The sequence below is a fragment of the Mycolicibacterium brisbanense genome (assembly GCF_001570425.1).
In the GTDB taxonomy this organism is placed as follows: domain Bacteria; phylum Actinomycetota; class Actinomycetes; order Mycobacteriales; family Mycobacteriaceae; genus Mycobacterium; species Mycobacterium brisbanense.
In genome coordinates this window covers 121,812-144,221 of record NZ_BCSX01000007.1, presented here as the reverse complement: position 1 = coordinate 144,221, position 22,410 = coordinate 121,812, and the positions used below count along the sequence as shown (strand labels likewise).

Genomic DNA, 22,410 nt, shown 5'->3' with positions numbered 1-22,410 from the left:
CCACAAAACCCCAGCACTTTGCGCACGCTCGCGGCGCTCGAGCGTGGCTCGGCTCACCTCACGCCAGCAGCGGGCTGAGTCGCGCCGCGCATTCCCGCAGTACCGGCACCTGCCGGCTCAGCAGTTCGGTCTGATCGGATCGGCCCGACATCGCCACCGCCGCCACCAGCGCACCGGTGGCCGACCGCACCGGCACCGCCACGCAGGCACACTCGTCACGCAGCTCGCCGGTCTGAGTGGCCGCATCGTTCTCGCGCACGGTCTGGAGTTGTTCGGCAAGAACAGATTTCGATGTCACGGTGCGTGCGGTCAACGCGCCCAGCTGCGAACCCAGCAGCGCATCGGCATCGCTCTTCTCGGCGAGCAGCAGCTTGCCCACCGCGCATGCATGCAGGTGATGGTTGAGCACGGACTCGTCGGCAGGCGGGGGATACTCCCCGTCGGGATCGGCGATGCGCACCGAGGTGTTGGTGAAGTAGAACAGGTGCACGCCGAACCGCACCGACAGCCGCATCTCGCCGAGCACCTCACGCGCGGCCGTACACACCGTCGGGGATACCGCGGCGTCGATGAGCACGCCCATCCGTGGGCCCAGCGAGAACCCGGAAAGGTCCGGCAGCCGCACGATATAACCGTCGGCGACAAGGAGATTCAGCAGCCGATAGGTGGTCGCCGATGGCATGTTCAGGCGATCGGCGATTTCCTTCGCGGTCACTCCCACCCCAGCGTGCGCGACGGCCTCGAGGACCTGCAGCGCACTCTGTACTGCCTTGGGCTGGCGGCCCGACAGTGCTCCGTCGGCGGGGCTCATCGACGTACCTCCCACGGGTTGTAGTCGGCGAAGATGTCACCGGCCACCGTCTCGTCGAAGACGCCGACGCGCTCGGCCAGATCCGGTAGCGAGCGACGGCGAAGGGCGAACGCCCCGAGACCGATTGCCAGCAGCGCGGCGTACACCGCGGTGGCGACCCACACCGGCGATTCGACGGTCAGCACCGCCCAGCCGATGATCGCGACCATCATGGCCGCGGTGGCCAGGCCGACAGTCAGCGGAGCCCACGTGAGCTCGCCGATGCGGCGCAGGAACGTCGGCGCGGCCAGGCATGCCAGCAGATACGCGCCGATGTAGCCGTGTGCCGATATCGCCAGCAGGCCGATCAGCACCTCGCGGCTGGAGCCGACGATCAGCAGATAGCCCACCGGTACGGCGACGATCACCGGAATGGCCACGTACAGCGCGATATGCGGGGTGCGGTGACGCGGGTGCGCATCGCCGACGGCCGACGGCAGAACGCCTTCGCGGCCCATCGCGAACAGGGTGCGCGACAACGCCGTCGTCGAACCGATCACGCACGCGAACCACGAGGCGGTGATGCCCAACTCCATCACGATGGACAGCGCCACCGATGCGGTGCCCGCGGTGTCGGGCAGGCTGAGCACGATGGGCACCGCACCGATGCCGGCCTGGATGGTGCCCGCGGACTGCATGGCCGCGGCGAACGTGTAGAGCACGCCGAGCGCGACCGGCGTCCACCGGATCGCGCGGGTGACGGTGACGAACGGCCGCTGTGCCTCGCGCGCGACCGTCGACGCGCTCTCGAATCCCTCATAGGACGTGATGGCCAGCAGCAGGGCGAATCCCAGCGCTGAATGCGATTGTGCAGCAGGTGTTTCCGGTGGGTCATGACCGCCGGCCACCGCTCCGGTGAAGGCGATGACGAGCACCACTGCGGCCGCGACGATCGCGAAAACCTCGACGGTGAGCGAGATCCGCGCGGACAGCCGGATCCCGCGCACCATCAGGGTCAGCGCGATGATGCCGACCACGACGGCCAGCACTGCGATCGTGGGCTCGCCGCCGGGGACTCCGAGCCGGCCCAGCAGGGCGGTGAGATAGCTTGCGGCGCCCAAGGTGCTGGCCATCGCCGCCGCAGCGTAGCCGATCACCACCGACCATCCCGCCGCGATACCGGGCACCGGCCCGAGGCCCTTGACCGTGTAGCTGTACAGGCCGCTGACCGCGACCATGCGGGTGGAGAACTGCGTCACGCAGTAGCCGACGGCGGCCATCAGCACCGCCGTCACGATGAACACGGGAAGCGTTGCAGAGCCGGCCGCCGGGATCACCAGCGCGGGCAGCGTGACCATGACGGCCGACGGAGCCACCGCCGACACCGACTGCCCGAGCACCTGGGTGAAGGACAGCTGAGCGCGCCGGAGCCCCGAGACCGGCGAGCTGCTCTTCATGGCACGTCTGCCGCTCACTCGTCGCAAGGTAGCCCATTGCGGGACCCCGCCACAGCCAAGCCGGAAAAAATTTTCAAATGAGAATCCGGCCGGCAAGTGGTCAGCGGTCGGGCCCGCATGGGTACGCCCGGACTCCGTCAACTGGCCTTTCCCGCGCCTCCAAATGAGAACGGCCGGAATTTCTCAAATGAGAATCGCAATACGCCAAATATCCATTTGAAATAAGTGGTGACGAGCACCACATCGGGGCGTAAACATGATTCCCATGACAGCCTCGCTCAGCACAGATCTGGACCCGCGCACGGTCGATTTCATCTCGGTTCCGCGGCGGATGTACATCGACGGGCAGTGGGTCGATGCGATGTCCGGGCAGCGGTTCGACACGGTGGACCCGGCCACCGAGCAGGTCATCACCACCGTCCCGCACAGCGGGCCCGAGGATGTCGAACGCGCCGTCGCCGCGGCGCGCCGCGCCTTCGAGGACGGCCCGTGGCCGGCCATGACGCCGGCCGAGCGGCAGAAGGTGCTGTGGCGCATCGCCGAGGGCATCTCTGCCCGCGCGGACCAGTTCGCGCAGCTGGAGAGCATCGACAACGGCAAGTCCGTGGCGGTCGCCAAGGCTGTCGACGCCACCTGGGCCGCGGAGATCTTCTACTACTACGCGGGGTGGGCCACCAAGATCGAGGGCCGCACCATCCCGGTATCGGTGCCGTGGGCCCCCGGCGCCCGTTTCCACGCATTCACGCTGCGCGAACCGGTCGGCGTCTGCGCCCAGATCATCCCGTGGAACTTCCCGCTCGTGATGGCCGCGTTCAAGGTGGCGCCCGCGCTGGCCTGCGGTAACACCGTCATCCTCAAGCCCGCCGAGCAGACTCCGCTGACCGCGCTGCTACTGGCCGAGGTGATCGAAGAGGCCGGCGTCCCGGCCGGGGTGTTCAATCTGCTGACCGGTTTCGGTGACATCGGAGCCGCCCTTTCGGCGCACGACGGTGTCGACAAGGTCGCGTTCACCGGATCCACCGAGGTCGGCAAGAAGATCGTCAACGCCGCATCCGGCAACCTCAAGAAGGTCTCCCTGGAGCTGGGCGGCAAGAGCCCGCAGGTGGTCTTCGCCGACGCTGACCTGGAGGCCGCGATCCCCGGCGTCGCCAGCGGGTTCCTGTTCAACCACGGCCAGACCTGCACCGCGGGCACCCGGCTGCTGGTCGAGGATGCCGTCTTCGACGAGTTCACGCAGGGTGTCGCCGAGCACGCCGCGGGCCTGCGCATCGGCCCCGGCCTGGACCCCACCAACGACATCGGCCCGCTGGTCTCACGTGAGCAGCTGACCAAGGTCACGGGGTACCTCGATGCCGGAATCGCGCAGGGGGCCCGCGCGCTGGCCGGCGGCGGTCGTCACGGGGACACCGGCTTCTACGTGCAGCCGACCCTGCTGGTCGACGTGGACCGTGATTTCAGCGTGTACAAGGAGGAGATCTTCGGGCCGGTGGCGGTCGCGGTGCCGTTCAACCGAGACCGCGGGGTCAGGGAAGCGGCCAACGACACGCCCTACGGGCTGGCGGCCAGTGTCTGGACCCGCGACGTGTCCACCGCGCATCGGGTGGCCGCTCAGATCAAGGCGGGCACGGTGTGGGTCAACTGCCACAACGCGTTCGACACCGCATTGCCGTTCGGGGGATACAAACAATCGGGCTGGGGCCGCGAACTCGGTGAGGGGGCGATCGCCGAATACACCCAGACCAAAGCTGTGAATATCGCGCTCTAGATTCCCGCAGCCGTCAAATGAGAATTCGGCGCTGCCGCAATTCTCATTTGGACCCGGCACGTCCAATTTCACCGAAAGAAATGCCATGTCAACTGACGCAGTTCTGACTCCCGGCGTCACCGCCGGGCATCAGGCCCACCGACTGGCGGGCAAGCTCGGTCCCACCGCCATCGTGTTCATGGTGGTCGCGGCGGCCGCCCCGCTCACCGTGGTCGCAGGCACGTTCCCCATCGGCATCGCCGCGGGTAACGGCGCCGCGTTCCCGGCGTCCTACGGCGTATGCACCGTCGTGTTGCTGTTGTTCGCGGTCGGTTTCACCGCGATGGCCCGCCACGTCCCCGGAGCCGGCGCCTTCTATACCTACATCGCGCACGGGTTCGGCCGTCATGCCGGCCTCGGCGCGGCGTTCCTGGCGCTGTTGTCCTACACCGCCGTACAAGGCGGGGTGTACGGCTACATCGGCGCGTCCCTCAACGAACTGGTGACCAGCCACGGCGGACCGTCGGTGCCGTGGTACGTCTACGCCCTGGTGATGATGGGCATCACCGGATTCCTCGGGTACCGGCACATCGAACTGTCCGGCAAGGTACTGGGTGTCCTGCTGGTCTGTGAGGTCGGCATCGTCCTGGTGATCAACGCCGCGGTGATCGGCCACGGCGGCGCGTCGGGCCTGTCCACCGCGGTGCTGCACCCGGGCAACTTCTTCTCCGGCGCCCCCGGCATCGCGCTGATCTTCGCGCTCGCCGGCTACATCGGGTTCGAGGCCACGGCGGTGTTCCGCGACGAGGCCCGCGATCCGGCCCGCACCATCCCGCGGGCCACCTATGTGGCGCTGCTGGTCATCGGCGGGTTCTACGCACTCTCCAGCTGGGCCCTGGTCTCTGCGTGGGGAGACGCCGACGCGGTCACCGAGGCGACCAGCAATCCGGCCACGATGCTCACCGAGACCGCGACCCGCTACGTCGGTGCGGTGGCCGGAGACCTGGTCCAGATCTTCCTCATCACAAGCCTTTTCGCGGCGCTGCTGTCCTTCCACAACGTGTTGGCCCGCTACATCTTCTCGCTGGGCAACACCCGGGCGTTGCCCGAGCGGTGTGGCCGTTCGCACCTGCGCCATGACTCCCCGCACATCGCCTCCGCCGTGCAGACCGTGTCGGCGCTGGTGCTGGTCGTTGCCTCGGTCGCGGCCGGCCTGGATCCGGTGACGCAGGTGTTCACGTGGTTCGTCGGCGCGGCCTCGGTGGGCATCGTGGTGCTGATGACGGTGACCTCGGCGGCCGTCGTCGTGTACTTCCGCCGCACCCGGCTGGACACCCGGCCGTGGAACACCCTGATCGCCCCGCTGCTCGGGTTCGCCGGGCTGGCGGTGCTGTCGGTGATGACCGCGGTGAATCTGCCACTGCTGGTCGGTGGCTCCGACACCCTGGCCGCCATCATCGGCGTCCTGCTGGTCGGCGCCTTCCTCGGCGGCATCGTGGTCGCGGTCATGCGCCCACACGCCGGAAAGCAAGACGAAAACCCTGATATCGCAAAGGAGATCGCACGATGACCGCCACCATCGAACCTGTCCGGAAGACCACCGCGCCCGATCATCCGCTGACGCCGCTCAGCGCCGACGAGATCCGGGCCGTGCGCCGGATCATCGACGAGAACGGATTGCTGGGCCCGAGCGGCCGATTCGTCTACGCCGCCCTGGAGGAACCACACAAGAATGTCGTGCTGTCGTTCACGCCCGGCGATCCGATCGAACGGCGCGCCCGGGTCATCATGCTGGACCGTGACAGCGGTCAGGGCACCGACCTGATCGTGTCGATCACCGAAGGGCAGATCGTGTACCGCCACGATGTCGATCCGGTGACCGACGGCCAGGTTCCGGTTCTCGACGAGGAATTCGGCGATGTCGAGGCGATCCTGCTGCAATGCGACGAATGGCTGGCCGCGATGCGCAAGCGCGGCCTGGACCCGGAGAAGGTGCGCGCACTTCCGTTGTCGGCCGGGGCATTCGGCCATGAGGACGAGGTGGGCAAGCGCGTCGCACGGGTGCTGGGCTTCTACCAGTTCGACGAGGCCGACCTGCCGTGGGGGCACCCGATCGACGGCGTCGTCGCCCACATCGACCTCACGGCGAAGTCGGTCATGTCGGTCGTCGACCACGATGAGCTGCCCTTCCCCAGCGAGCGGTCGGAGTGGAATGCCGAACCGCATGCCACACCGACCCGCACCGACCTCAAGCCCATCGAGATCACGCAGCCCGAGGGCCCCAGCTTCACCGTCGAGGGCAACAAGATCACCTGGGCGGATTGGTCGTTCCGGTTCGGCTTCGACGTTCGCGAGGGCCTGACGCTGCACCAGCTTTCGCTCAAGGACGGCGAGGCCGAGCGCCCGGTGATCTACCGCGCGTCAATCGCCGAGATGGTGGTGCCGTACGCGCACCCGTCGCCGTCGCGGTACTGGATCAACTACTTCGACCAGGGCGAGTACATGTTCGCCCGCTACACGAATTCCCTTGAGCTGGGCTGTGATTGCCTCGGTGAGATCAAGTACTTCGACGTCACCATCGCCGACGAGCACTGCGAGCCGCGGCTGATCAAGAACGCGATCTGCCTGCACGAGGAGGATTACGGCGTGCTGTGGAAGCACGTCGACATGTTCAACGGCATGTCCGAGGTCCGCCGGTCGCGCCGGCTGGTGATCTCGTTCTTCCTCACCATCGGCAACTACGACTACGGGTTCTACTGGTACCTGTACCTCGACGGCACCATCGAGATGGAGGTCAAGGCCACCGGTGTGGTTTTCGCCTCGGGCTACCGGGCGCCCGACCGGTTCGCGTCGGAGCTGGCGCCGGGGCTGGGTGCGCCGTATCACCAGCACCTGTTCTCGGCGCGGCTGGACATGGCCGTCGACGGGCATGCCAACACCGTCGAGGAGGTCGACGCCGTCGCCGCACCGATGGGTCCCGACAACCCGTGGGGCAACGGGTTCACGCAGCAGAAGACGAAGCTGACCCACGAGTTGGGCGCGATGCGCACCGCCGACAATCTCAAGGCCCGCGTCTGGCACATCGTCAACCCGAACAAGCAGAACCGACTGGGCCAGAACGTCTCCTACGCGCTGTACCCGGAAGGGCAGCCCACGCTGCTGGCCGATCCGTCGAGTTCGGTTGCCGCGCGGGCCGCGTTCACCACCAAGCACCTGTGGGTCACGAAATACGATGCGGCGCAGCGGTACCCGGCCGGGCACCTGGTCAACCAGCATCCGGGTGGGGACGGCCTGCCTGCGTTCGTCGCGGGGGACCGGAACATCGAGAACGAGGACATCGTGCTGTGGCACACCTTCGGGCTGACGCACTTCCCGCGGCCCGAGGACTGGCCCGTGATGCCGGTCGACTACGCCGGATTCAAGCTCAAGCCGGTGTCGTTCTTCGATCGCAACCCCGCGCTCAACGTTCCGGCCGCACCGAAGTCGCATTGCTGCGAGGATTAGGTCATGTCCATCGGTCGCACGCCCGCTGTCCTCGGACGGCGGGCGTGCGCCGTGCTGGCCGCCTGCTCGGCGGCTCTGCACGGCGTGCTGCTCGGCCATGCCGCCAACCCCGCGATGATGGCCACCATGGTCGCGATGATGATCGCGTGCCTGTTCTGCGCGCGGGATCTGTGGCTCCGCGGGTCTCTGGGCGTGTGGTGTGCGGTGGCCCTGATGAACCTCGCGATGGTCGCGCTGCACATGCCCATGCCGGCGCATCACCACGGCGTGAGCGTCCCATCGGCACCATCCACTGCGGTCGACCCGATGGAGATGGCGACCACGTTGGCGCTGGTCGAGGTGGTGATCGCCGCCGCGGTGCTGGCGTACCGCACTCGTCACCGCTCGCTCGACGCGGTGTCGCTGGATAATCGGCATACGTGGGGATCCCGACACTCGTCCTGATCGCTGCCGCAACACTGCTGGGCTGTGTGCTCGTGGGCGGCGGTGTCTACGAAACGCTGGTGGTCGATCCCGCTTGGCCGCGGCGGCCCGGCATCATCCAGGCACACAACGGCGGCATCTCGCGCCGACGGTTCTGGGTCCCGGCACACACCCTGTTCGAACTGGTTCTCGTCGTCGCGATCGTCGCCGCATGGGGCGACACTGCAGTTCGGACCGCGCTGCTGGTGGCACTCGCCGGCCACGCGGTGATGCGGATCTGGACGCTGCTCTACTTTGTGCCCAAGGCGGTCGCGTTCGAGAAGGCCGATCCGGTCGAGGTCGACGAGGCCGCGGCGCTGCGCTGGACCCGACGCAGCCTGCTGCGGCTGCCGCTGGATCTGATCACCGCGGTGGCCTTGCTCACGGCGCTGGCGCTGGCCTGACGGCTCTCAGGCCTCCAACTCGCCGGCAATGCCACGTTCGATGGCCGTCCGCGCGGTGGCAGGCAGCACGAACAACCCGGCGAGTTCCCGCTGCGCCTTGCTGTAGGCGTTCTGCCGCTCCTGCGGCGTGGCCGCCGCATCGGACGCCAGCCGCAGCAGCTGCTGCGCGCGGCCCAGCCGTTCCTGGTCTTCGGGCGAGAAATCGCTGCGGCGTCGCCGGATCGCCTCGGCCTCGGCGACGTCGAACGCCGACGTGTACTCGTGCACGGCGTCGCGATACTCCAGTTGCGCCTCGCGGTCGCCGAGCATGTCCTCGGGTTTGTCGGGACGCAGCCATTCCGCACGGCTGCGCGCCTTGTGAAACGCGATGGTCAGCGGCTCCCGCATGTCGGTCATCAGCGGAAAGTCCAGCAGCTTCGCGATGTCCATCTCGTAATCCAGCCACCGGGCATTGGTGCTGTCGTGCTGTTCGAGCAGCTTCTTGAGTTCCCGCTGCGCGGCGGCGTCCGTCATCTTCGCGCTGCCGGCGGCGCGGGCCAGCTCGATCTTGGTCTGTTGCTTGATCCGGTAGCGCTCCAGCCGCCGCTCGGCGCGGCGTTCGTTGGCCGCCGCGACCGCTTTGATCCCGCCACCGATCGCGCCGCCGAGCGGAAATATCAGCCACCAGAAGTTCCCGGCGAACTGCAGCATCGGCTCCACCACCCCAGGATGCCACCGGGACCCGGCACCGGCCCTTCCCGCACGTAACGCCAGGGCGGAGAAATCGCGGAAACGCCGCCACCACGTTACGAACGCGAATGTCAGCCAGGCAGGCCGATCAGCCGGTAGCGGTGCAGCCGCATGCCGATCCGTTCGGCGTCGGGCACTGTGCGCAACCGGTGCAGTTCTCCGGCGATGGTCGCCGACAGTCGCGCGGTGAACGCCTCGGGTTCGTCCGCGGCATCGGGTTGCTCGGCCACGATCGCGTCGACGATACCGTTGCGCAGCAGGTCGGCAGCCCGGATGCCTTGTGCGGCAGATAGTTCCGGCGCATGTTGGGTATCGCGGAACACGATGGCGCTGGCTCCCTCCGGCGGCAGCGGAGCCAGCCAGCCGTTCGCGGCAGCCAGCACCCGGTCGGCCGGCACCATCGCCAGGGCCGGGCCGCCGCTGCCCTGGCCGAGCAACACCGACACCGTCGGCACGTCCAGCGTCACCAATTCGGCCAGGCAGCGCGCGATCTCGCCGGCCAGTCCGCCCTGCTCGGCCTCGGCAGACAGCGCCGGGCCCGCGGTGTCGATCATCGACACGAGCGGCAGGCGCAGGTCGGCGGCCAGCGCCATGCCGCGGCGAGCCTCACGCAGCGCCGCCGGGCCGACCATGCCGATGCGCTGCTGGCCGAGTACCACTGCGGGCTGGCCGCCGAACCGGGCCAGCGCCAGCAGCATCTGGCCCGAACCTCCGGCTCCATCGCTTCCCCGGTCGCCTCGCTCTTGCCCGCCGGTGCCCGACAACAGCACCCGGTCGGTGCTGCCGTGCCGCAGCACGTATTCGGCACCGGGCCGGTCGAACCGGCGCGAAGCGGTGACCGAATCCCAGGCCGGCACGTCGCGCGGCGCCGCCGGTGGCGGTTCGGGTGGCGGGACCCCGGGCGAGTCGCACATCACCGTGAGGGTGCGGTGCAACACCGAACGCAGCGCGTCGACGGGCACGACGCCGTCGATGACGCCGTGCTGGAACAGGTTCTCCGCGGTCTGCACACCCGAAGGGAACTTTTCGCCGTAGAGCTGCTCGTATACCCGGGGGCCGAGGAACCCGATCAGCGCGCCCGGTTCTGCGGCGGTGACGTGGCCCAGCGATCCCCACGACGCGAACACCCCGCCGGTCGTGGGGTGACGCAGATAGACGATGTAGGGCAGGTGGGCCCGCTTGTGCAGCTCGACCGCGGCGGCGATCTTGACCATCTGCAGGAATGCGACCGTGCCCTCCTGCATGCGGGTGCCACCCGAACTCGGCGAGGCCAGCAACGGCAACCCCTCCGCGGTCGCCCGTGCGACCGCGGCCGTGATGCGTTCGGCGGCGGCCACCCCGATCGACCCGGCGAGGAAATCGAACTCGCAGGCCAGCACCGCGACGCGGCGGCCGAACACGGTGCCTTCACCGGTGATCACCGACTCATCCAGGCCGCTGCGGGCAGCCGCGGCGGCCAGCTCGGATCGATAGGACTCGGACGTGGCTACCTGCAGCGGAGGGCCGTCCCAGCTGCGGAACGACCCGGTATCCAGGACAGCGTCACGTAGTGCCACGGCACGACTCACAGGGTGAGCGTATATAGGCTGGCGACATGATTGGTGTCACCCGGGACGGCAATGTCCTGACCCTGGAACTGCAGCGCCCGGAGCGGCGCAACGCGCTGAACTGCGAACTCGTCGACAGCCTGCGCGAAGCGGTGGAGAAGGCCGCCACCGAGGATGTCCGTGCGATCGTGTTGACGGGCGCCGGGCCGGTGTTCAGCTCGGGAGCAGATCTGACCGACGCGACAGGCATGGCCGAGAAGCTGCCGGACAAGGCTCTGGCGTTGAACCTCGCGATCGACAAGACCCCGGTGCCCGTCATCGGCGCCATCAACGGCCCGGCGATCGGCGCCGGGGTGATCTTGTCCATGATCTGCGATCTGCGCGTGGTGGCCCCGAGCGCGTACTTCCAGTTTCCCGTCGCCAAATATGGTCTGGCCCTTGATAACTGGAGTATCCGCCGGTTGACGTCGCTGGTCGGCTATGGCCGGGCCCGCGGCATGCTGCTCACCGCCGAGAAACTCACCGCCGAAACCGCCCTGCAGACCGGTATGGCCAACCGCATCGGCACGCTGGCCGACGCGCAGGCCCTGGCCGCCGAGATCGCCGGATTCGCGCCGCTGGCCCTGCAGCACGCCAAGCGGGTGCTCAACGACGACGGTGCCTACGAGGACCAGTGGCCCGAGCACAAGGAACTGTTCGACAAGGCGTGGTCCAGCAACGACGTCATCGAGGCGCAGGTGGCCCGGCTGCAGAAGCGGCCGCCGAACTTCACCGGGGCCTGAGGTGCTGCGCGCTGCGCTGCGATTCGGGGTCAGGTCGGCCTCGCTGCTCGCCGGGGGCTGGCTGGTGCGTGCGCTCAGCGGCACCTCGGCGGCCGTGGGCGCGAGCACGCGGGCGATCCGCCCGGTCGCCCAGCGGTCGCCGCAGTACACCGGCGGCGCGTTCGTCAACATCGAGCCGGCGTCACCGGGCATCAGTCTGGGCCGCGAGGAGCGGCGCCTGCTGCTGCGGGAGATGATCGGCTCGCGGGGCGCCAGCTGGCCCGGCGGCCCGATCCCGCTGGCCGCCCCGGACGACGGGCCCGCGGGGGAGTGCGCGGTGTCCTGGTACGGCCACTCCAGCGTGCTCGTCGAGATCGACGGGTACCGGGTGCTGGCCGATCCGATCTGGAGCCAACGCTGCTCACCGTCGCGGGTCGTCGGTCCGCAGCGGCTTCATGAACCGCCCGTGGCCCTGGACGAACTGCCGGCCATCGACGCGGTGCTGATCAGCCACGACCACTACGACCATCTCGACATCGAGACCGTCATCGGGTTGGCCCGCACGCAGCGCGCACCGTTCGTGGTGCCGCTCGGGATCGGCGCGCACCTGCGCAAGTGGGGCATCCCGGAGGCACGCATCGTCGAACTGGACTGGAACGAAAGCCATCGCATCGGTGAGCTCACGCTGGTGTGCACGCCCGCCCGGCACTTCTCGGGCCGAACGCTGCGCCGCAACACCACGCTGTGGGCGTCCTGGGTGATCGCCGGGCCCCGGCACCGTGCGTTCTTCGGCGGCGACACCGGCTACACCAAGAGTTTCGCCGAGATCGGTTCGGACCATGGGCCTTTCGACCTCACACTGCTTCCGATCGGGGCCTATCACCCGGCCTGGCCGGACATCCACATGAACCCGGAGGAGGCGGTGCGCGCGCACTTGGACGTCACGGAGTCCGGGCTGCTGGTGCCGGTGCACTGGGCCACGTTCCGGCTGGCGCCGCATCCGTGGGCCGAGCCGGTGCAGCGGTTGCTGGCCGCTGCCGATCCGGCGGGGGTCCAGGTGGCGGTGCCACGGCCGGGCCAGCGGGTCGATCACCAGTCGCCCGCGCTGGACCCGTGGTGGCAGCTGTAACGCCATTGCTCCGAATGCCCGCAGATTTGCGGGCATACTCGGCTGCTGTGAACACCTTTCGCGCGTTCGCCGGCCTCGCGTTCGGTTTGGCGCTGCTCACCGGCTGCACCGGGTCGACGCCACCCGCCCAACACCAGAGCGATGTGCCGCCCCCGCTGGTGCCGGCTTTGCCGCTGCCGGACGACGCTGTCGCCAAGGCCGTGGGCAAACTCGACGGCATCGCCGACGAGCTCATGCGCTCGTCGGGCATACCCGGCCTCGCGGTGGCCGTGGTGCACGGGGGAAAGACGGTGTACGCCAAGGGCTTCGGCGTGCGGGATGTGCGCAGAGGGGACGGCCCGGACAACCGGGTCGACGCCGATACGGTGTTCCAACTGGCGTCGCTGTCCAAGTCACTGTCGGCGACGGTCGTCGCGCACCAGGTCGGGGTCGGCGCGATCAACTGGGACACCCCGATTGTCTCGAAGCTCCCGTGGTTCGCGCTGTCCGATCCGACCACCACCCGCCTGGTCACCGTCGGCGATATGCTCGCCCACCGATCCGGGTTGCCGGATCACGCCGGAGACCGACTCGAAGACTTGGGCTTTGACCGCCGGGCGGTGCTCGACAAGCTGCGCATGCTGCCGTTGGCGCCGTTTCGGGCCTCGTACGCCTACACCAACTTCGGTTTCACCGCCGGTGCCGAGGCGGTCGCCAGCGCCGCGGGCAAGAGCTGGGAGGACCTGTCGCAGGACGTGCTGTACCGCCCGCTCGGGATGAATGCGACGAGTTCACGTTTCGCCGATTACGCAGCCCGGCCGGACCGGGCCGTCGGGCACATCCGGATCGGTGACCGGTACGAGCCCGACTACGTGCGTGACGCCGACGCGCAGTCGCCGGCCGGTGGGGCCAGCTCATCGGTCAACGACATGGCCCGCTGGCTGACGATGGTGTTGGCCAACGGGAGCTTCGAGGGGCGTCAGATCGTCGACGAGAAGGCGCTGTTGCCGGCCGTCACGCCGCAGGTGGTCTCGGCCCCGGCCACCGAACCGGCCATGCGGTCCGGCTTCTACGGCTACGGATTCAACGTCAATTCGACTTCCGCGGCCCGTATTCAGCTCAGCCATTCCGGAGGGTTCGACCTCGGCGCGGCCACCAACTTCCTCATCATCCCGTCCGCGGACGTCGCCATCGTCGCGCTGACCAACTCCACGCCAGTGGGTATTCCGGAGACACTCACCGCCGAATTCGCCGACCTGGTGCAGTTCGGCGAGGTCCGCGAGGACTGGCGCAAGCTCTACGCCAACGCGTTCGCACCGATGGATGCCCCGGAGGGAACTCTGCTGGGGAAACAGCCGCCGGCCAATCCCACTGCCGCCAAACCACTTTCGGCCTACACCGGCGTCTACCGCAACGACTACTGGGGCCCCGCCACGGTCACCGAAGTGGACGGCAAGCTGATGCTGGCGCTCGGGTCCAAGCTGTGGGTTCCGCTCGACCATTGGGACGGTGACGTGTTCACCTTCATGTTCGTCACCGAGAACGCCCCGCCCGGAACGGTTTCCAAGGCGACGTTCGCCGGTGACAAACTGACGCTCGAATATTACGACGAGGACAGAACAGGGACCTTTACCCGATGACGACGATGACAGCCGCCGGGCTGACCGATGCCGAAGTCGCCCAGCGAGTCGCCGAAGGCAAGACCAACGACGTTCCGACCCGCGCCGCGCGCAGTGTCTCGGAGATCGTGCGGGGCAACGTCTTCACGCGCATCAACGCCATCCTCGGTGTGCTGTTCCTCATCGTGCTGTCCACGGGTTCGGTGATCAACGGCGCGTTCGGCTTGTTGATCATCGCCAACAGCGCCATCGGCATCATCCAGGAGCTGCGGGCCAAGCAGACTCTGGACAAGCTGGCCATCGTCGGCCAGGCGAAACCCAAGGTGCGCAGGCAATCCGGAAGCACGCCCATGGCGCCCAGCGAGGTCGTGCTCGACGACATCATCGAATTGGGGCCGGGTGATCAGATCGTGGTCGACGGCGAGGTGCTCGAAGAGGCCAATCTCGAGGTCGACGAGTCCCTGCTCACCGGCGAGGCCGACCCGATCGTCAAGCGGGTCGGCGACGCGGTGATGTCGGGCAGCTTCGTGGTGGCCGGCAGTGGCGCCTACCGGGCCACCAAGGTCGGGCGTGAGGCCTATGCCGCCAAGCTCGCCGAAGAGGCGTCCAAGTTCACCCTGGTCAAATCCGAACTGCGCAACGGCATCAACAAGATCCTGCAGTTCATCACCTATCTGTTGGTGCCCGCGGGGCTGTTGACCATCTACACGCAGTTGTTCACCACCCGCGCCGACTGGCAAGACGCGATCCTGCGCATGGTCGGTGCGCTGGTGCCGATGGTCCCGGAGGGCCTGGTGCTGATGACCTCGATCGCGTTCGCGGTCGGTGTGGTGCGGTTGGGCCGGCGACAGTGTCTGGTCAACGAGCTGCCCGCCATCGAGGGGCTGGCCCGGGTTGACGTGGTGTGCGCCGACAAGACCGGGACGCTGACCGAGAACGGTATGCGGGTCAGCGATCTGAAGACCCTCGGAACCGATGACGTGGCACAGGTGCTGGCCCAGCTCGCCGCCGACGACGCACGGCCCAACGCCAGCATGGCCGCCATCGGTGAGGCGTACCGAATGCCCCCGGGGTGGACAGCCACCGCGACGGCACCGTTCAAGTCGGCCACCAAATGGAGCGGTTCGTCCTACGGTGAGCACGGGAACTGGGTCATCGGCGCACCGGATGTGTTGCTGGACCCGGCTTCTCCGGTCGCCGAGGAAGCCGAGGCCATCGGTGCGCAGGGCCTGCGCGTGTTGCTCGTCGGGTCGTCGGACCTGCCGGTGGACGACGCTCGCGCCCCCGGGAAGGTCACCCCGGCCGCACTGGTGGTGCTGGAGCAGCGCGTGCGGCCGGACGCCCGCGACACGCTGGAATACTTTGCCTCTCAACATGTCACGGTCAAGGTGATCTCCGGGGACAACGCAGTGTCGGTGGGCGCGGTGGCCGCCACGCTCGGCCTGCACGGCGAGACCATGGATGCCCGCCGGCTTCCCGAGGAACCCGAGAAGCTGGCCGACACGCTCGAGGAGTACACGACATTCGGCCGGGTGCGGCCCGATCAGAAGCGCGCGATGGTGCATGCCCTGCAGTCCCGCGGCCACAACGTCGCGATGACCGGCGATGGTGTCAACGACGTGCTCGCGCTCAAGGACGCCGACATCGGCGTCGCGATGGGCTCGGGCAGCTCGGCGTCGCGGGCCGTGGCGCAGATCGTGCTGCTGGACAACAAGTTCGCGACGCTGCCCTATGTGGTCGGTGAGGGCCGCCGGGTGATCGGCAACATCGAGCGGGTGTCGAACCTATTCTTGACCAAGACGGTCTACTCGGTGCTGCTGGCCATCCTGGTGGCGTGCGCCGGGTTGTCGTCGCGGTTCTTCGGCACCGATCCGCTGCTGTTTCCGTTCCAGCCGATCCACGTCACCATCGCGGCCTGGTTCACCATCGGCATCCCGGCGTTCATCCTGTCGCTGGCGCCCAACACCGAGCGGGCGCACCCCGGATTCGTGCGCCGCGTCATGACCGCGGCCCTGCCGTCGGGGCTCGTGGTAGGGATAGCCACCTTTGTCTCGTATCTGATCGCCTACCCGGGGCACGAGGCGGGGGAAACCGAGCAGATGCAGGCGTCCACCGCGGCGCTGATCACGTTGCTGGTGTCCTCGCTTTGGGTGCTCTCGGTGGTGGCTCGGCCGTATCAGTGGTGGCGCGTGGCGCTCGTCGTGGTGTCCGGCCTGGCCTACGTGGTGATCTTCTCGTTGCCGCTGGCCCAGCGCCTGTTCATGCTGGATCCGTCCAATCTTGAGGTCACCTCGGTGGCACTCGGAATCGGTCTCATCGGTGCCGGGATCATCGAGGTGCTGTGGTGGGTACAGGGCGTTGTGCTGGGTGAACAGCGTCGCTTGTGGAGATAGCTGAGACGCGGCAGACTGGCAACGAAATGCGTGCCGCGTTTCAGCCGAATCTCAAGCGATAGGGTGGGCACATGAGTTTCCTGGACAAGGCCAAGGATCTGCTGGCGCAGAACGCCGACAAGGTGGACGCCGCGATCGACAAGGCAGGCGATATGGTCGACGAGAAGACCGAGGGCAAATTCTCGGGCGTTGTGGACAAGGCACAGGATGCCGCCAAGAACGCCATCCACAAGGACGAACCGACGCAATAACCTATGGCGAAACTGTCTGTCTCCATTGATGTTCCACTCCCACCCGAGAAGGCGTGGGAGTACGCCTCCGATCTGTCCCGGTATGACGAGTGGTTGAGCATTCACCGGGCGTGGCGGTCGAAGCTGCCGGAGACCCTGGAAAAAGGCACCGTCATCGACTCGATCGTCGAGGTCAAGGGCATGTTGAACCGCGTCCAGTGGACGCTCGTCAACTACAAGCCGCCGCAGTCTCTGACCCTCAACGGTGACGGCCGGGGCGGGGTCAAGGTCAAGCTGATCGGCAAGATCAAGCCTGCGCCGGTCGACGGTGGTGACGGCGCCAGCGTCACGTTCGACGTGCATCTCGGTGGTCCGGCGCTGTTCGGCCCCATCGGCATGGTGGTGGCGGCGGCCCTCAAGGGTGACATTCAAGAGTCCCTGAACAAGTTCAAGGCTCTGTACGCCCCCTAAAGTTCCCCGCCGAGCAGACACGCAGGTCCCCGACACGCCGGTGTTGCGGTACCTGCGTGCCTGCTCGCGCTATGTCGTGAGCACAATCCAGAGCGCAGCCAGCGAGCCCAAAGCCGCTGCGCCGTAACAACACACCGCGATCGCGCGGTCGAACCGGCCCAGCTGCAACCCGTGTTCCACGGTGAAGCGGAACCGGTGCGCAGCGTGGAACAGCGCCAGCACGCAGACGCCGGCCAACACGATCCTGGTCAGCGGATTGCGCACCACGGCCGTCAGGTGCGCGGCATCGAGATCAACTACGCCGAGCGGCACCAGCACGCCGAACAGCAACAACAGGATCGGCAACACGAGCGCGGCCGCCATGCCGCCTGCGGAGAACAGCAGCCAGAAGTACGGCTCGGGCGTGCGGCGCGGGGCCGCCTTCATGACAGCACCAGCCAGACGATGACGGCCGACACCACCAGCCAGGCGGCGTAGTGACCGGCCAGCACCGTGCTCGACGGGACGCGGCGGCCGCCCAGGTGGATCACCATCGCGCGCGGGGCCAGTCCGAACCAGGTGACGGCATGCAGCAGGAGAAAAGCCAGGGCGACGATATTGACCAGCACGACGGCCGGGTGCGCGGAGAAGTCCAGGAAACCTCGGTAGTCCCCGCGGCCGATGGCGGCCACCCCGATCAGCACGAACACGACGGTCCACGCGACAGCCACGCAGCTGAGCTCACGCAGCATGAACAGCAGATAGGACCGGCGTTTTGCCCACCAGAACCGCGGCACCGGCTGGTGGTAGGCACTCGTCGTCATCGGGCACCCCGGGGCAATACCAGATCTCTCACGGAATGTGTTGCCGCGGTGAGCTTGTAGCGCTGGATGGCGCCCGCCGGATCGACCCCTTTGGGGCAGGCCGTGGAGCATTCGCCGACGTACGTGCACGCCCACGCCCCGTCCGCGGCGGCCAGCACGTCGGCCCGCTCTGCCGCACCGTCATCGCGGGAGTCGAGGTTGTAACGCTGGCCGAGCGCTATCGCGGCGGGGCCGAGGAACACCGGATCCAATGCATACACCGGGCATGCCGAGTAACACAGCATGCAGTTGATGCACATGCTGAATTGCTTGTACTCGGCCATCTCCTCCCGCGTCTGCAGGTATTCGCCGTCCGGTGGCTGGTCGTCGCGGATGATCCACGGTTTCACCTTGGGCAACTTGGTCATGAAATCGCTGATGTCGACCACAAGATCGCGGATCACCGGGAAGTTGCGCATGGGTTCCACCCGGACCGGGCCGGGCAGATAGTCGACGAGGAAGGTCGCGCAGGCCAGCTTGGGATCGCCGTTGATGGTCATGCCGCAACTGCCGCAGATGCCCATGCGGCACGACCACCGGAAGCTCAGCGTCCCGTCCAAGCGGTCCTTGATGTAGTTGAGCCCGTCGAGCACCGCCCATTCCCGCGTGACCGGAACCTCGTACGACTGCAACACGGGTTTGGTATCGGTGCCCGGCCGATAGCGAGCCACCTCCATGACAATTCGGTCCGTAGTCGTCTCGGTCATGTCATCTCACCTCCCGTACACGCGCTCGCCCGGCGGCCAGCGCGTGATCGTGACCGGCAGCAGGTCGACGCGTGCCGAACCGTCGGGCTTGCGGTGGATCAGGCTGTGCGCCAGGAACTGGTCGTCGTTGCGGCCGGGGTAGTCGGTGCGTTGGTGCGCGCCTCGGGATTCGGTGCGGTGTAACGCCGATTCGACGATGGTCTGGGCGATGTCGAGCATGCCGGACAGTTCGAGTAGTCCGGTCAGCTCGGTGTTGAAGGTCAGGCTGTGGTCGTCGAGGCCCGCGACGGCGAACCGTTCCTGCAGGGCCCGGATCTGTTCGGCGGCCCGGGTCAGTGTCGGTCCGTCGCGATAGATCCCGGCGGCGGTTTCCAGGACGGTTTGCATTTCGGTGCGGATGTCGGCGATCCGGTCGTCGCCGTCGCCGTGGCGTTGCAGTTCCCGTTGCAGGCGTTGCTCTTCGGTGCGGGCCTGGGCGGCCACCGCGGGTGAACCGGGTCGCACCTGCGCCACGTACTCGGCGGCAGCATGACCTGCGCGAGCGCCGAACACCAGCAGTTCGGGAAGGGAGTTGGAGCCGAGCCGGTTGGCGCCGTTGATGCTCACGCAGGCGGTCTCGCCTGCGGCGTACAGACCGGAAACCGGTGTGCGACCGTGGATGTCGGTGTGTACGCCGCCCATCATGTAGTGCACCACGGGCCGAACGGGGACCAGCTCGGTGACCGGGTCGACGTGCTGGTAGTCGCGGCACAGTTCCCGGACGAAGGGCAGCTTGGTGTCGATGAGTTCGGCGCCGAGGTGCCGAAGATCGAGGTAGACGACTGGGCCATAAGGGGTTTCGACGGTGCGGCCCTTGTCGAGCTCGTGGACGAAGGCCTGCGACAGGCGATCGCGCGGGCCGAGCTCCATGCTGCGCAGCTTCGGTGTGGGTGTCGGGGTGCCCAGGTCGTAGTCCTGCAGATACCGGTAGCCGTCTTTGTTCAGCAGCCAACCACCCTCGGCGCGAGCCGCTTCGGTGATGAGGATCCCGGTGAACGGCAGCCCTGTCGGGTGGTACTGGACGAATTCCATGTCCTTCAACGGCGCGCCGGCCCGGAAGGCCAGTGCCATGCCGTCTCCGGTCTTGATGTTGGCGTTGGTGGTGAACGGGAACACCCGTCCGCACCCGCCGGTGCAGATGACGACCGCGTCGGCGAGGATGGTTTCGATTCTGCCGGTGGCCAATTCGATGGCGACGAGCCCGCGCACCACACCGTCGTCGACCAGCAGCGTGGTGGCGAACCACTCGTCGTAGCGGACGATGTCCGGATAACTCAGCACCCTCTGAAACAGGGTGTGCAACAGGTGAAATCCCGTCTTGTCGGCGGCAAACCAGGTACGGAGTTTGCGCATGCCGCCGAACGCCCGCACCGCGACGTGCCCGTCGTCGGTGCGGCTCCACGGGCAGCCCCAGTGTTCGAGCTGTAGCAGCTCGCGGGGCGCTTCGGCGACGAACGCCTCCACCGCATCCTGATCACAGAGCCAGTCGCCACCGGAGATTGTGTCGTAAGCGTGCTCGTCAAGCGTGTCGTCTGCGCCGATGACCGCCGCTGCGCCACCTTCGGCCGACACGGTGTGGCTGCGCATCGGATAGACCTTCGACACGATAGCTATCGACAGTTTCGGGTCCGTTTCGGCGATGGCGATCGCGGCACGCAGACCGGCCCCGCCCCCGCCGATCACCACGATGTTGTACGAGGCCGTCATTGCGGCGTCTTACACTTCGAAAGCCTCATGCTCTCCACAGCGCTCGTCGCGCAGCACCTTCCCGTCATGTCTAACGGTGCGGATGGCTACGCATCCGTCGTGATAGACATGCCTGCTCTCGCGGCATCCGCACGAGAATCTGAGGTCGTCGTAGCTGAGGCCGTCGTCATCACTCTCGACGTGGTGATCGCCGTCTGCCATGCGCCCGCATGGCGCCTTCTGCCGTGGAAAATGTGTGGTCTGTTTTACGAACTGGGCGGCCATTGTCCGCCTCCTCGGCCCGAGAAGAGTGATCTACATCACATCAGGGTATGCCCGTCAGGACCAGCTAGTCCATCTTTCGCTTCATCCGCCCGAGAACGAGCGCTTCACGGCAAATCCGCCACCCTGCGCACCTGCGCAACCAGTTCCGCCGCTTCCCGTGCCACAGATGGGTCCTCGAGCCACGCGCTCACGAGCTCGTAGAGCAGCACATCGGTGGCTCGTCCGAGCTGGTCGGCGAACTGCGCAATCCAGTATTGATGGTCCAGGTCGCTGCAGATGCTCATTGCGGAGCGGACCGACCATTCGGTGAGGGACAAGGCGTCGGCGACGCGCGTCGTCGAACGTTCAACCACCGCGGCCAGCTCTGCCTCGGGACCCCGCGTACCAGGCAGGAAGCCGACCCTGTCGGCGACCTCACCGACTTTGGGAGCCGACCGCGCATCACCGTCCAGGACGCCGAAGTGGCGAATATGTCGTGACCTCTTCATTGTCTTGAGTGCTGGGATGATCTCGCTGTGGCCGCCGCCGATGACGACGTCGATCTCCCGTATCAGGGATGGGTCGAATCGCCCGCAGAACAGGGTGAGCAGTCGTTGCGCGACATCGTCTTCGACCAATACGACTACGCGAATCGAATGAGACAAGCCGATCGACGCGCGTAGTTGACCGGCGTTCTGGGGTGGCTGCACGACGATGGCCCCGCCCTGGTTGACGCACAGCCTGATGTTGCTGAGCGGGAACCTTCTCAAGATGTTCGGCGAGTGGGTTGCCACGATCAGCTGTGTCTTGTCGGCGAGTGATCGCCTGACCATTTCGTCGGCCAATGCCCGGTGTCCTCGGAGTGTCAGGAACGATTCGGGCTCATCCACAAGGCGAGCGACGAGGTGCGAACTGTCGAAACCCATTTTCCAGCCCAGCAGCCAGTGCGCCCAGAGTTCGCCGAGGCTCATGGTGGCGCCGGTGACGATCTGATGAGGTGGCGATGCGAGGGTGGCAACAAAATAGGGGTCGTAGTAAGGGTCCTTGCCCACGCCGTCGGGTAGGGCATGCACCGTGACTTCTCGGTAGTCACGGCCAAGGATGTTGCGCAGTGCCGCCAGATCATCTCTGTTGTACCTGCGGTGCATATGCTCGTCCGTCGACTCGCGGTGCCTGTCGGCGTAGTAGCCGTACGACTGGAACACGATCAGCAGTTGGTGAAGCATCTCCGTGGCAGCGCTGTAGCTGGCGTAGACGGGGGCGTCAACTGCCTGGTTCCATAGGGCTTCTCGTTCGTCCCCAGAACTGGCCAGGTCCACGCGGCGGGTAACCTGCCGACCGTCGATCAGGACGGTTGCCATGACCTCGGCTTCAACGCGATTGGCGATGTCGTCGCGGATGAACGGCGGTGATCCAGCGTCTGTGCTCCAGCCGAACACCGCTTCGATCAAGCGCAGCAGCAGCGTCTTCCCCGAGCCGTGGTATCCCACGATTGCCGTCAGCCGATCGAATTCGATGGTCTGCGGCGCGAAAATGTTCGACTTGATGATCTCGATCGACGAAACCTGAATGCGAGCATTTGAATTCAGCGCCTTGGCCCACCGCCTGCTGCGGGGATCATCCGTCGAGTCCGACACGGAGCCGAATGTTACC

21 protein-coding genes are annotated in these 22,410 nt (G+C 67.0%); 11 read left to right on the top strand and 10 right to left on the bottom strand.

All coding sequences use genetic code 11. From position 1 onward, the window contains the following. Nucleotides 1–58: 58 nt before the first annotated feature. Both RMCB_RS03120 and RMCB_RS03115 read right to left on the bottom strand, forming a co-directional pair. Nucleotides 59–811 carry an IclR family transcriptional regulator gene (locus tag RMCB_RS03120; protein WP_029369676.1) on the bottom strand — a complete coding sequence of 251 codons (753 nt, stop codon included), beginning with the start codon at nucleotides 809–811 and terminating at the stop codon, nucleotides 59–61. Beyond that, complete coding sequence (locus tag RMCB_RS03115; protein ID WP_062827580.1) at nucleotides 808–2,265, bottom strand: APC family permease; 1,458 nt, start codon at nucleotides 2,263–2,265, stop codon at nucleotides 808–810. Before RMCB_RS03115 ends, RMCB_RS03120 begins: the two co-directional genes overlap by 4 nt. 247 nt (nucleotides 2,266–2,512) lie before the next feature. On the opposite strand from RMCB_RS03115, the gene RMCB_RS03110 reads away from it, so the two are divergent. The 5 genes from RMCB_RS03110 (at nucleotide 2,513) to RMCB_RS03090 (ending at nucleotide 8,361) form a co-directional block, all read left to right on the top strand. Next, nucleotides 2,513–4,012 (top strand): aldehyde dehydrogenase family protein, encoded by a 1,500-nt coding sequence (locus RMCB_RS03110; RefSeq protein ID WP_062827579.1) that lies wholly within the window; start codon nucleotides 2,513–2,515, stop codon nucleotides 4,010–4,012. 85 nt (nucleotides 4,013–4,097) lie between these two features. Continuing rightward, nucleotides 4,098–5,561: an APC family permease gene (locus tag RMCB_RS03105; RefSeq protein ID WP_062827578.1), complete on the top strand. Its 1,464-nt coding sequence runs from the start codon at nucleotides 4,098–4,100 to the stop codon at nucleotides 5,559–5,561. Further along, nucleotides 5,558–7,495, top strand: coding sequence for a primary-amine oxidase (locus RMCB_RS03100; RefSeq protein WP_062827577.1), 1,938 nt, complete (start codon nucleotides 5,558–5,560; stop codon nucleotides 7,493–7,495). Before RMCB_RS03105 ends, RMCB_RS03100 begins: the two co-directional genes overlap by 4 nt. A gap of 3 nt (nucleotides 7,496–7,498) precedes the next feature. Then, entirely contained in the window at nucleotides 7,499–7,939 is a 441-nt protein-coding gene (locus RMCB_RS03095) for a hypothetical protein (RefSeq protein WP_029369671.1), read from the top strand. After that, nucleotides 7,915–8,361: a hypothetical protein gene (locus tag RMCB_RS03090; protein ID WP_062827576.1), complete on the top strand. Its 447-nt coding sequence runs from the start codon at nucleotides 7,915–7,917 to the stop codon at nucleotides 8,359–8,361. Before RMCB_RS03095 ends, RMCB_RS03090 begins: the two co-directional genes overlap by 25 nt. A 6-nt stretch (nucleotides 8,362–8,367) precedes the next feature. Here the strand turns inward: RMCB_RS03090 and RMCB_RS03085 are convergent, their stop codons facing one another. Further along, the gene (locus RMCB_RS03085) at nucleotides 8,368–9,051 is read right to left on the bottom strand and encodes a hypothetical protein (RefSeq protein ID WP_201028228.1); all 684 of its coding nucleotides are present in this window, start codon (nucleotides 9,049–9,051) and stop codon (nucleotides 8,368–8,370) included. A 110-nt stretch (nucleotides 9,052–9,161) separates the two neighbouring features. Further along, on the bottom strand, nucleotides 9,162–10,658 hold the full coding sequence (locus RMCB_RS03080) for an acetyl-coenzyme A carboxylase carboxyl transferase subunits beta/alpha (RefSeq protein WP_062827574.1): 1,497 nt from the start codon (nucleotides 10,656–10,658) through the stop codon (nucleotides 9,162–9,164). Nucleotides 10,659–10,684: 26 nt separating this feature from the next. Here RMCB_RS03080 and RMCB_RS03075 point away from each other — a divergent pair, with 26 nt between their 5' ends. The 6 genes from RMCB_RS03075 (at nucleotide 10,685) to RMCB_RS03050 (ending at nucleotide 17,219) form a co-directional block, all read left to right on the top strand. Next, entirely contained in the window at nucleotides 10,685–11,419 is a 735-nt protein-coding gene (locus tag RMCB_RS03075; protein WP_029369667.1) for an enoyl-CoA hydratase, read from the top strand. Between the two features lies 1 nt (nucleotide 11,420). After that, nucleotides 11,421–12,527, top strand: a complete 1,107-nt coding sequence (locus RMCB_RS03070; RefSeq protein ID WP_062827573.1) for an MBL fold metallo-hydrolase — start codon at nucleotides 11,421–11,423, stop codon at nucleotides 12,525–12,527. Nucleotides 12,528–12,541: 14 nt separating this feature from the next. Continuing rightward, nucleotides 12,542–14,146: a serine hydrolase gene (locus RMCB_RS03065; RefSeq protein ID WP_084388347.1), complete on the top strand. Its 1,605-nt coding sequence runs from the start codon at nucleotides 12,542–12,544 to the stop codon at nucleotides 14,144–14,146. After that, nucleotides 14,143–16,518, top strand: coding sequence for a cation-translocating P-type ATPase (locus tag RMCB_RS03060; protein WP_062827571.1), 2,376 nt, complete (start codon nucleotides 14,143–14,145; stop codon nucleotides 16,516–16,518). Before RMCB_RS03065 ends, RMCB_RS03060 begins: the two co-directional genes overlap by 4 nt. Before the next feature lie 71 nt (nucleotides 16,519–16,589). Then, complete coding sequence (locus tag RMCB_RS03055; protein WP_029369663.1) at nucleotides 16,590–16,769, top strand: antitoxin; 180 nt, start codon at nucleotides 16,590–16,592, stop codon at nucleotides 16,767–16,769. Between the two features lie 3 nt (nucleotides 16,770–16,772). Beyond that, on the top strand, nucleotides 16,773–17,219 hold the full coding sequence (locus RMCB_RS03050) for a type II toxin-antitoxin system Rv0910 family toxin (protein WP_029369662.1): 447 nt from the start codon (nucleotides 16,773–16,775) through the stop codon (nucleotides 17,217–17,219). Between the two features lie 69 nt (nucleotides 17,220–17,288). Here RMCB_RS03050 and frdD read toward each other — a convergent pair whose 3' ends face one another. The 6 genes from frdD to RMCB_RS03020 form a co-directional block, all read right to left on the bottom strand. After that, entirely contained in the window at nucleotides 17,289–17,645 is a 357-nt protein-coding gene (frdD, locus tag RMCB_RS03045) for a fumarate reductase subunit FrdD (RefSeq protein ID WP_062827570.1), read from the bottom strand. Then, nucleotides 17,642–18,022, bottom strand: coding sequence for a succinate dehydrogenase/fumarate reductase transmembrane subunit (locus RMCB_RS03040; RefSeq protein WP_062827569.1), 381 nt, complete (start codon nucleotides 18,020–18,022; stop codon nucleotides 17,642–17,644). Before RMCB_RS03040 ends, frdD begins: the two co-directional genes overlap by 4 nt. After that, the gene (gene sdhB, locus RMCB_RS03035) at nucleotides 18,019–18,768 is read right to left on the bottom strand and encodes a succinate dehydrogenase/fumarate reductase iron-sulfur protein (RefSeq protein WP_062827568.1); all 750 of its coding nucleotides are present in this window, start codon (nucleotides 18,766–18,768) and stop codon (nucleotides 18,019–18,021) included. The genes RMCB_RS03040 and sdhB overlap by 4 nt, the downstream gene beginning before the upstream one ends. A 6-nt stretch (nucleotides 18,769–18,774) precedes the next feature. Continuing rightward, complete coding sequence (gene frdA, locus RMCB_RS03030) at nucleotides 18,775–20,514, bottom strand: fumarate reductase (quinol) flavoprotein subunit (protein ID WP_062827567.1); 1,740 nt, start codon at nucleotides 20,512–20,514, stop codon at nucleotides 18,775–18,777. Nucleotides 20,515–20,523: 9 nt separating this feature from the next. Beyond that, nucleotides 20,524–20,778 carry a hypothetical protein gene (locus RMCB_RS03025; protein ID WP_234791975.1) on the bottom strand — a complete coding sequence of 85 codons (255 nt, stop codon included), beginning with the start codon at nucleotides 20,776–20,778 and terminating at the stop codon, nucleotides 20,524–20,526. 104 nt (nucleotides 20,779–20,882) lie between these two features. Next, complete coding sequence (locus RMCB_RS03020) at nucleotides 20,883–22,394, bottom strand: ATP-dependent nuclease (RefSeq protein ID WP_062827566.1); 1,512 nt, start codon at nucleotides 22,392–22,394, stop codon at nucleotides 20,883–20,885. Nucleotides 22,395–22,410: the final 16 nt, after the last annotated feature.

Excerpts from the sequence above, each read along its gene's own strand:
- RMCB_RS03120 (WP_029369676.1), bottom strand. The coding sequence starts at position 811 with ATGAGCCCCGCCGACGGAGCACTGTCGGGCCGCCAGCCCAAGGCAGTA.
- RMCB_RS03110 (WP_062827579.1), top strand. The coding sequence starts at position 2,513 with ATGACAGCCTCGCTCAGCACAGATCTGGACCCGCGCACGGTCGATTTC.
- RMCB_RS03105 (WP_062827578.1), top strand. The coding sequence starts at position 4,098 with ATGTCAACTGACGCAGTTCTGACTCCCGGCGTCACCGCCGGGCATCAG.
- RMCB_RS03100 (WP_062827577.1), top strand. The coding sequence starts at position 5,558 with ATGACCGCCACCATCGAACCTGTCCGGAAGACCACCGCGCCCGATCAT.
- RMCB_RS03095 (WP_029369671.1), top strand. The coding sequence starts at position 7,499 with ATGTCCATCGGTCGCACGCCCGCTGTCCTCGGACGGCGGGCGTGCGCC.
- RMCB_RS03085 (WP_201028228.1), bottom strand. The coding sequence starts at position 9,051 with ATGCTGCAGTTCGCCGGGAACTTCTGGTGGCTGATATTTCCGCTCGGC.
- RMCB_RS03075 (WP_029369667.1), top strand. The coding sequence starts at position 10,685 with ATGATTGGTGTCACCCGGGACGGCAATGTCCTGACCCTGGAACTGCAG.
- RMCB_RS03065 (WP_084388347.1), top strand. The coding sequence starts at position 12,542 with ATGCCCGCAGATTTGCGGGCATACTCGGCTGCTGTGAACACCTTTCGC.
- RMCB_RS03060 (WP_062827571.1), top strand. The coding sequence starts at position 14,143 with ATGACGACGATGACAGCCGCCGGGCTGACCGATGCCGAAGTCGCCCAG.
- RMCB_RS03055 (WP_029369663.1), top strand. The coding sequence starts at position 16,590 with ATGAGTTTCCTGGACAAGGCCAAGGATCTGCTGGCGCAGAACGCCGAC.
- RMCB_RS03050 (WP_029369662.1), top strand. The coding sequence starts at position 16,773 with ATGGCGAAACTGTCTGTCTCCATTGATGTTCCACTCCCACCCGAGAAG.
- frdD (WP_062827570.1), bottom strand. The coding sequence starts at position 17,645 with ATGAAGGCGGCCCCGCGCCGCACGCCCGAGCCGTACTTCTGGCTGCTG.
- RMCB_RS03040 (WP_062827569.1), bottom strand. The coding sequence starts at position 18,022 with ATGACGACGAGTGCCTACCACCAGCCGGTGCCGCGGTTCTGGTGGGCA.
- sdhB (WP_062827568.1), bottom strand. The coding sequence starts at position 18,768 with ATGACCGAGACGACTACGGACCGAATTGTCATGGAGGTGGCTCGCTAT.
- frdA (WP_062827567.1), bottom strand. The coding sequence starts at position 20,514 with ATGACGGCCTCGTACAACATCGTGGTGATCGGCGGGGGCGGGGCCGGT.
- RMCB_RS03025 (WP_234791975.1), bottom strand. The coding sequence starts at position 20,778 with ATGGCCGCCCAGTTCGTAAAACAGACCACACATTTTCCACGGCAGAAG.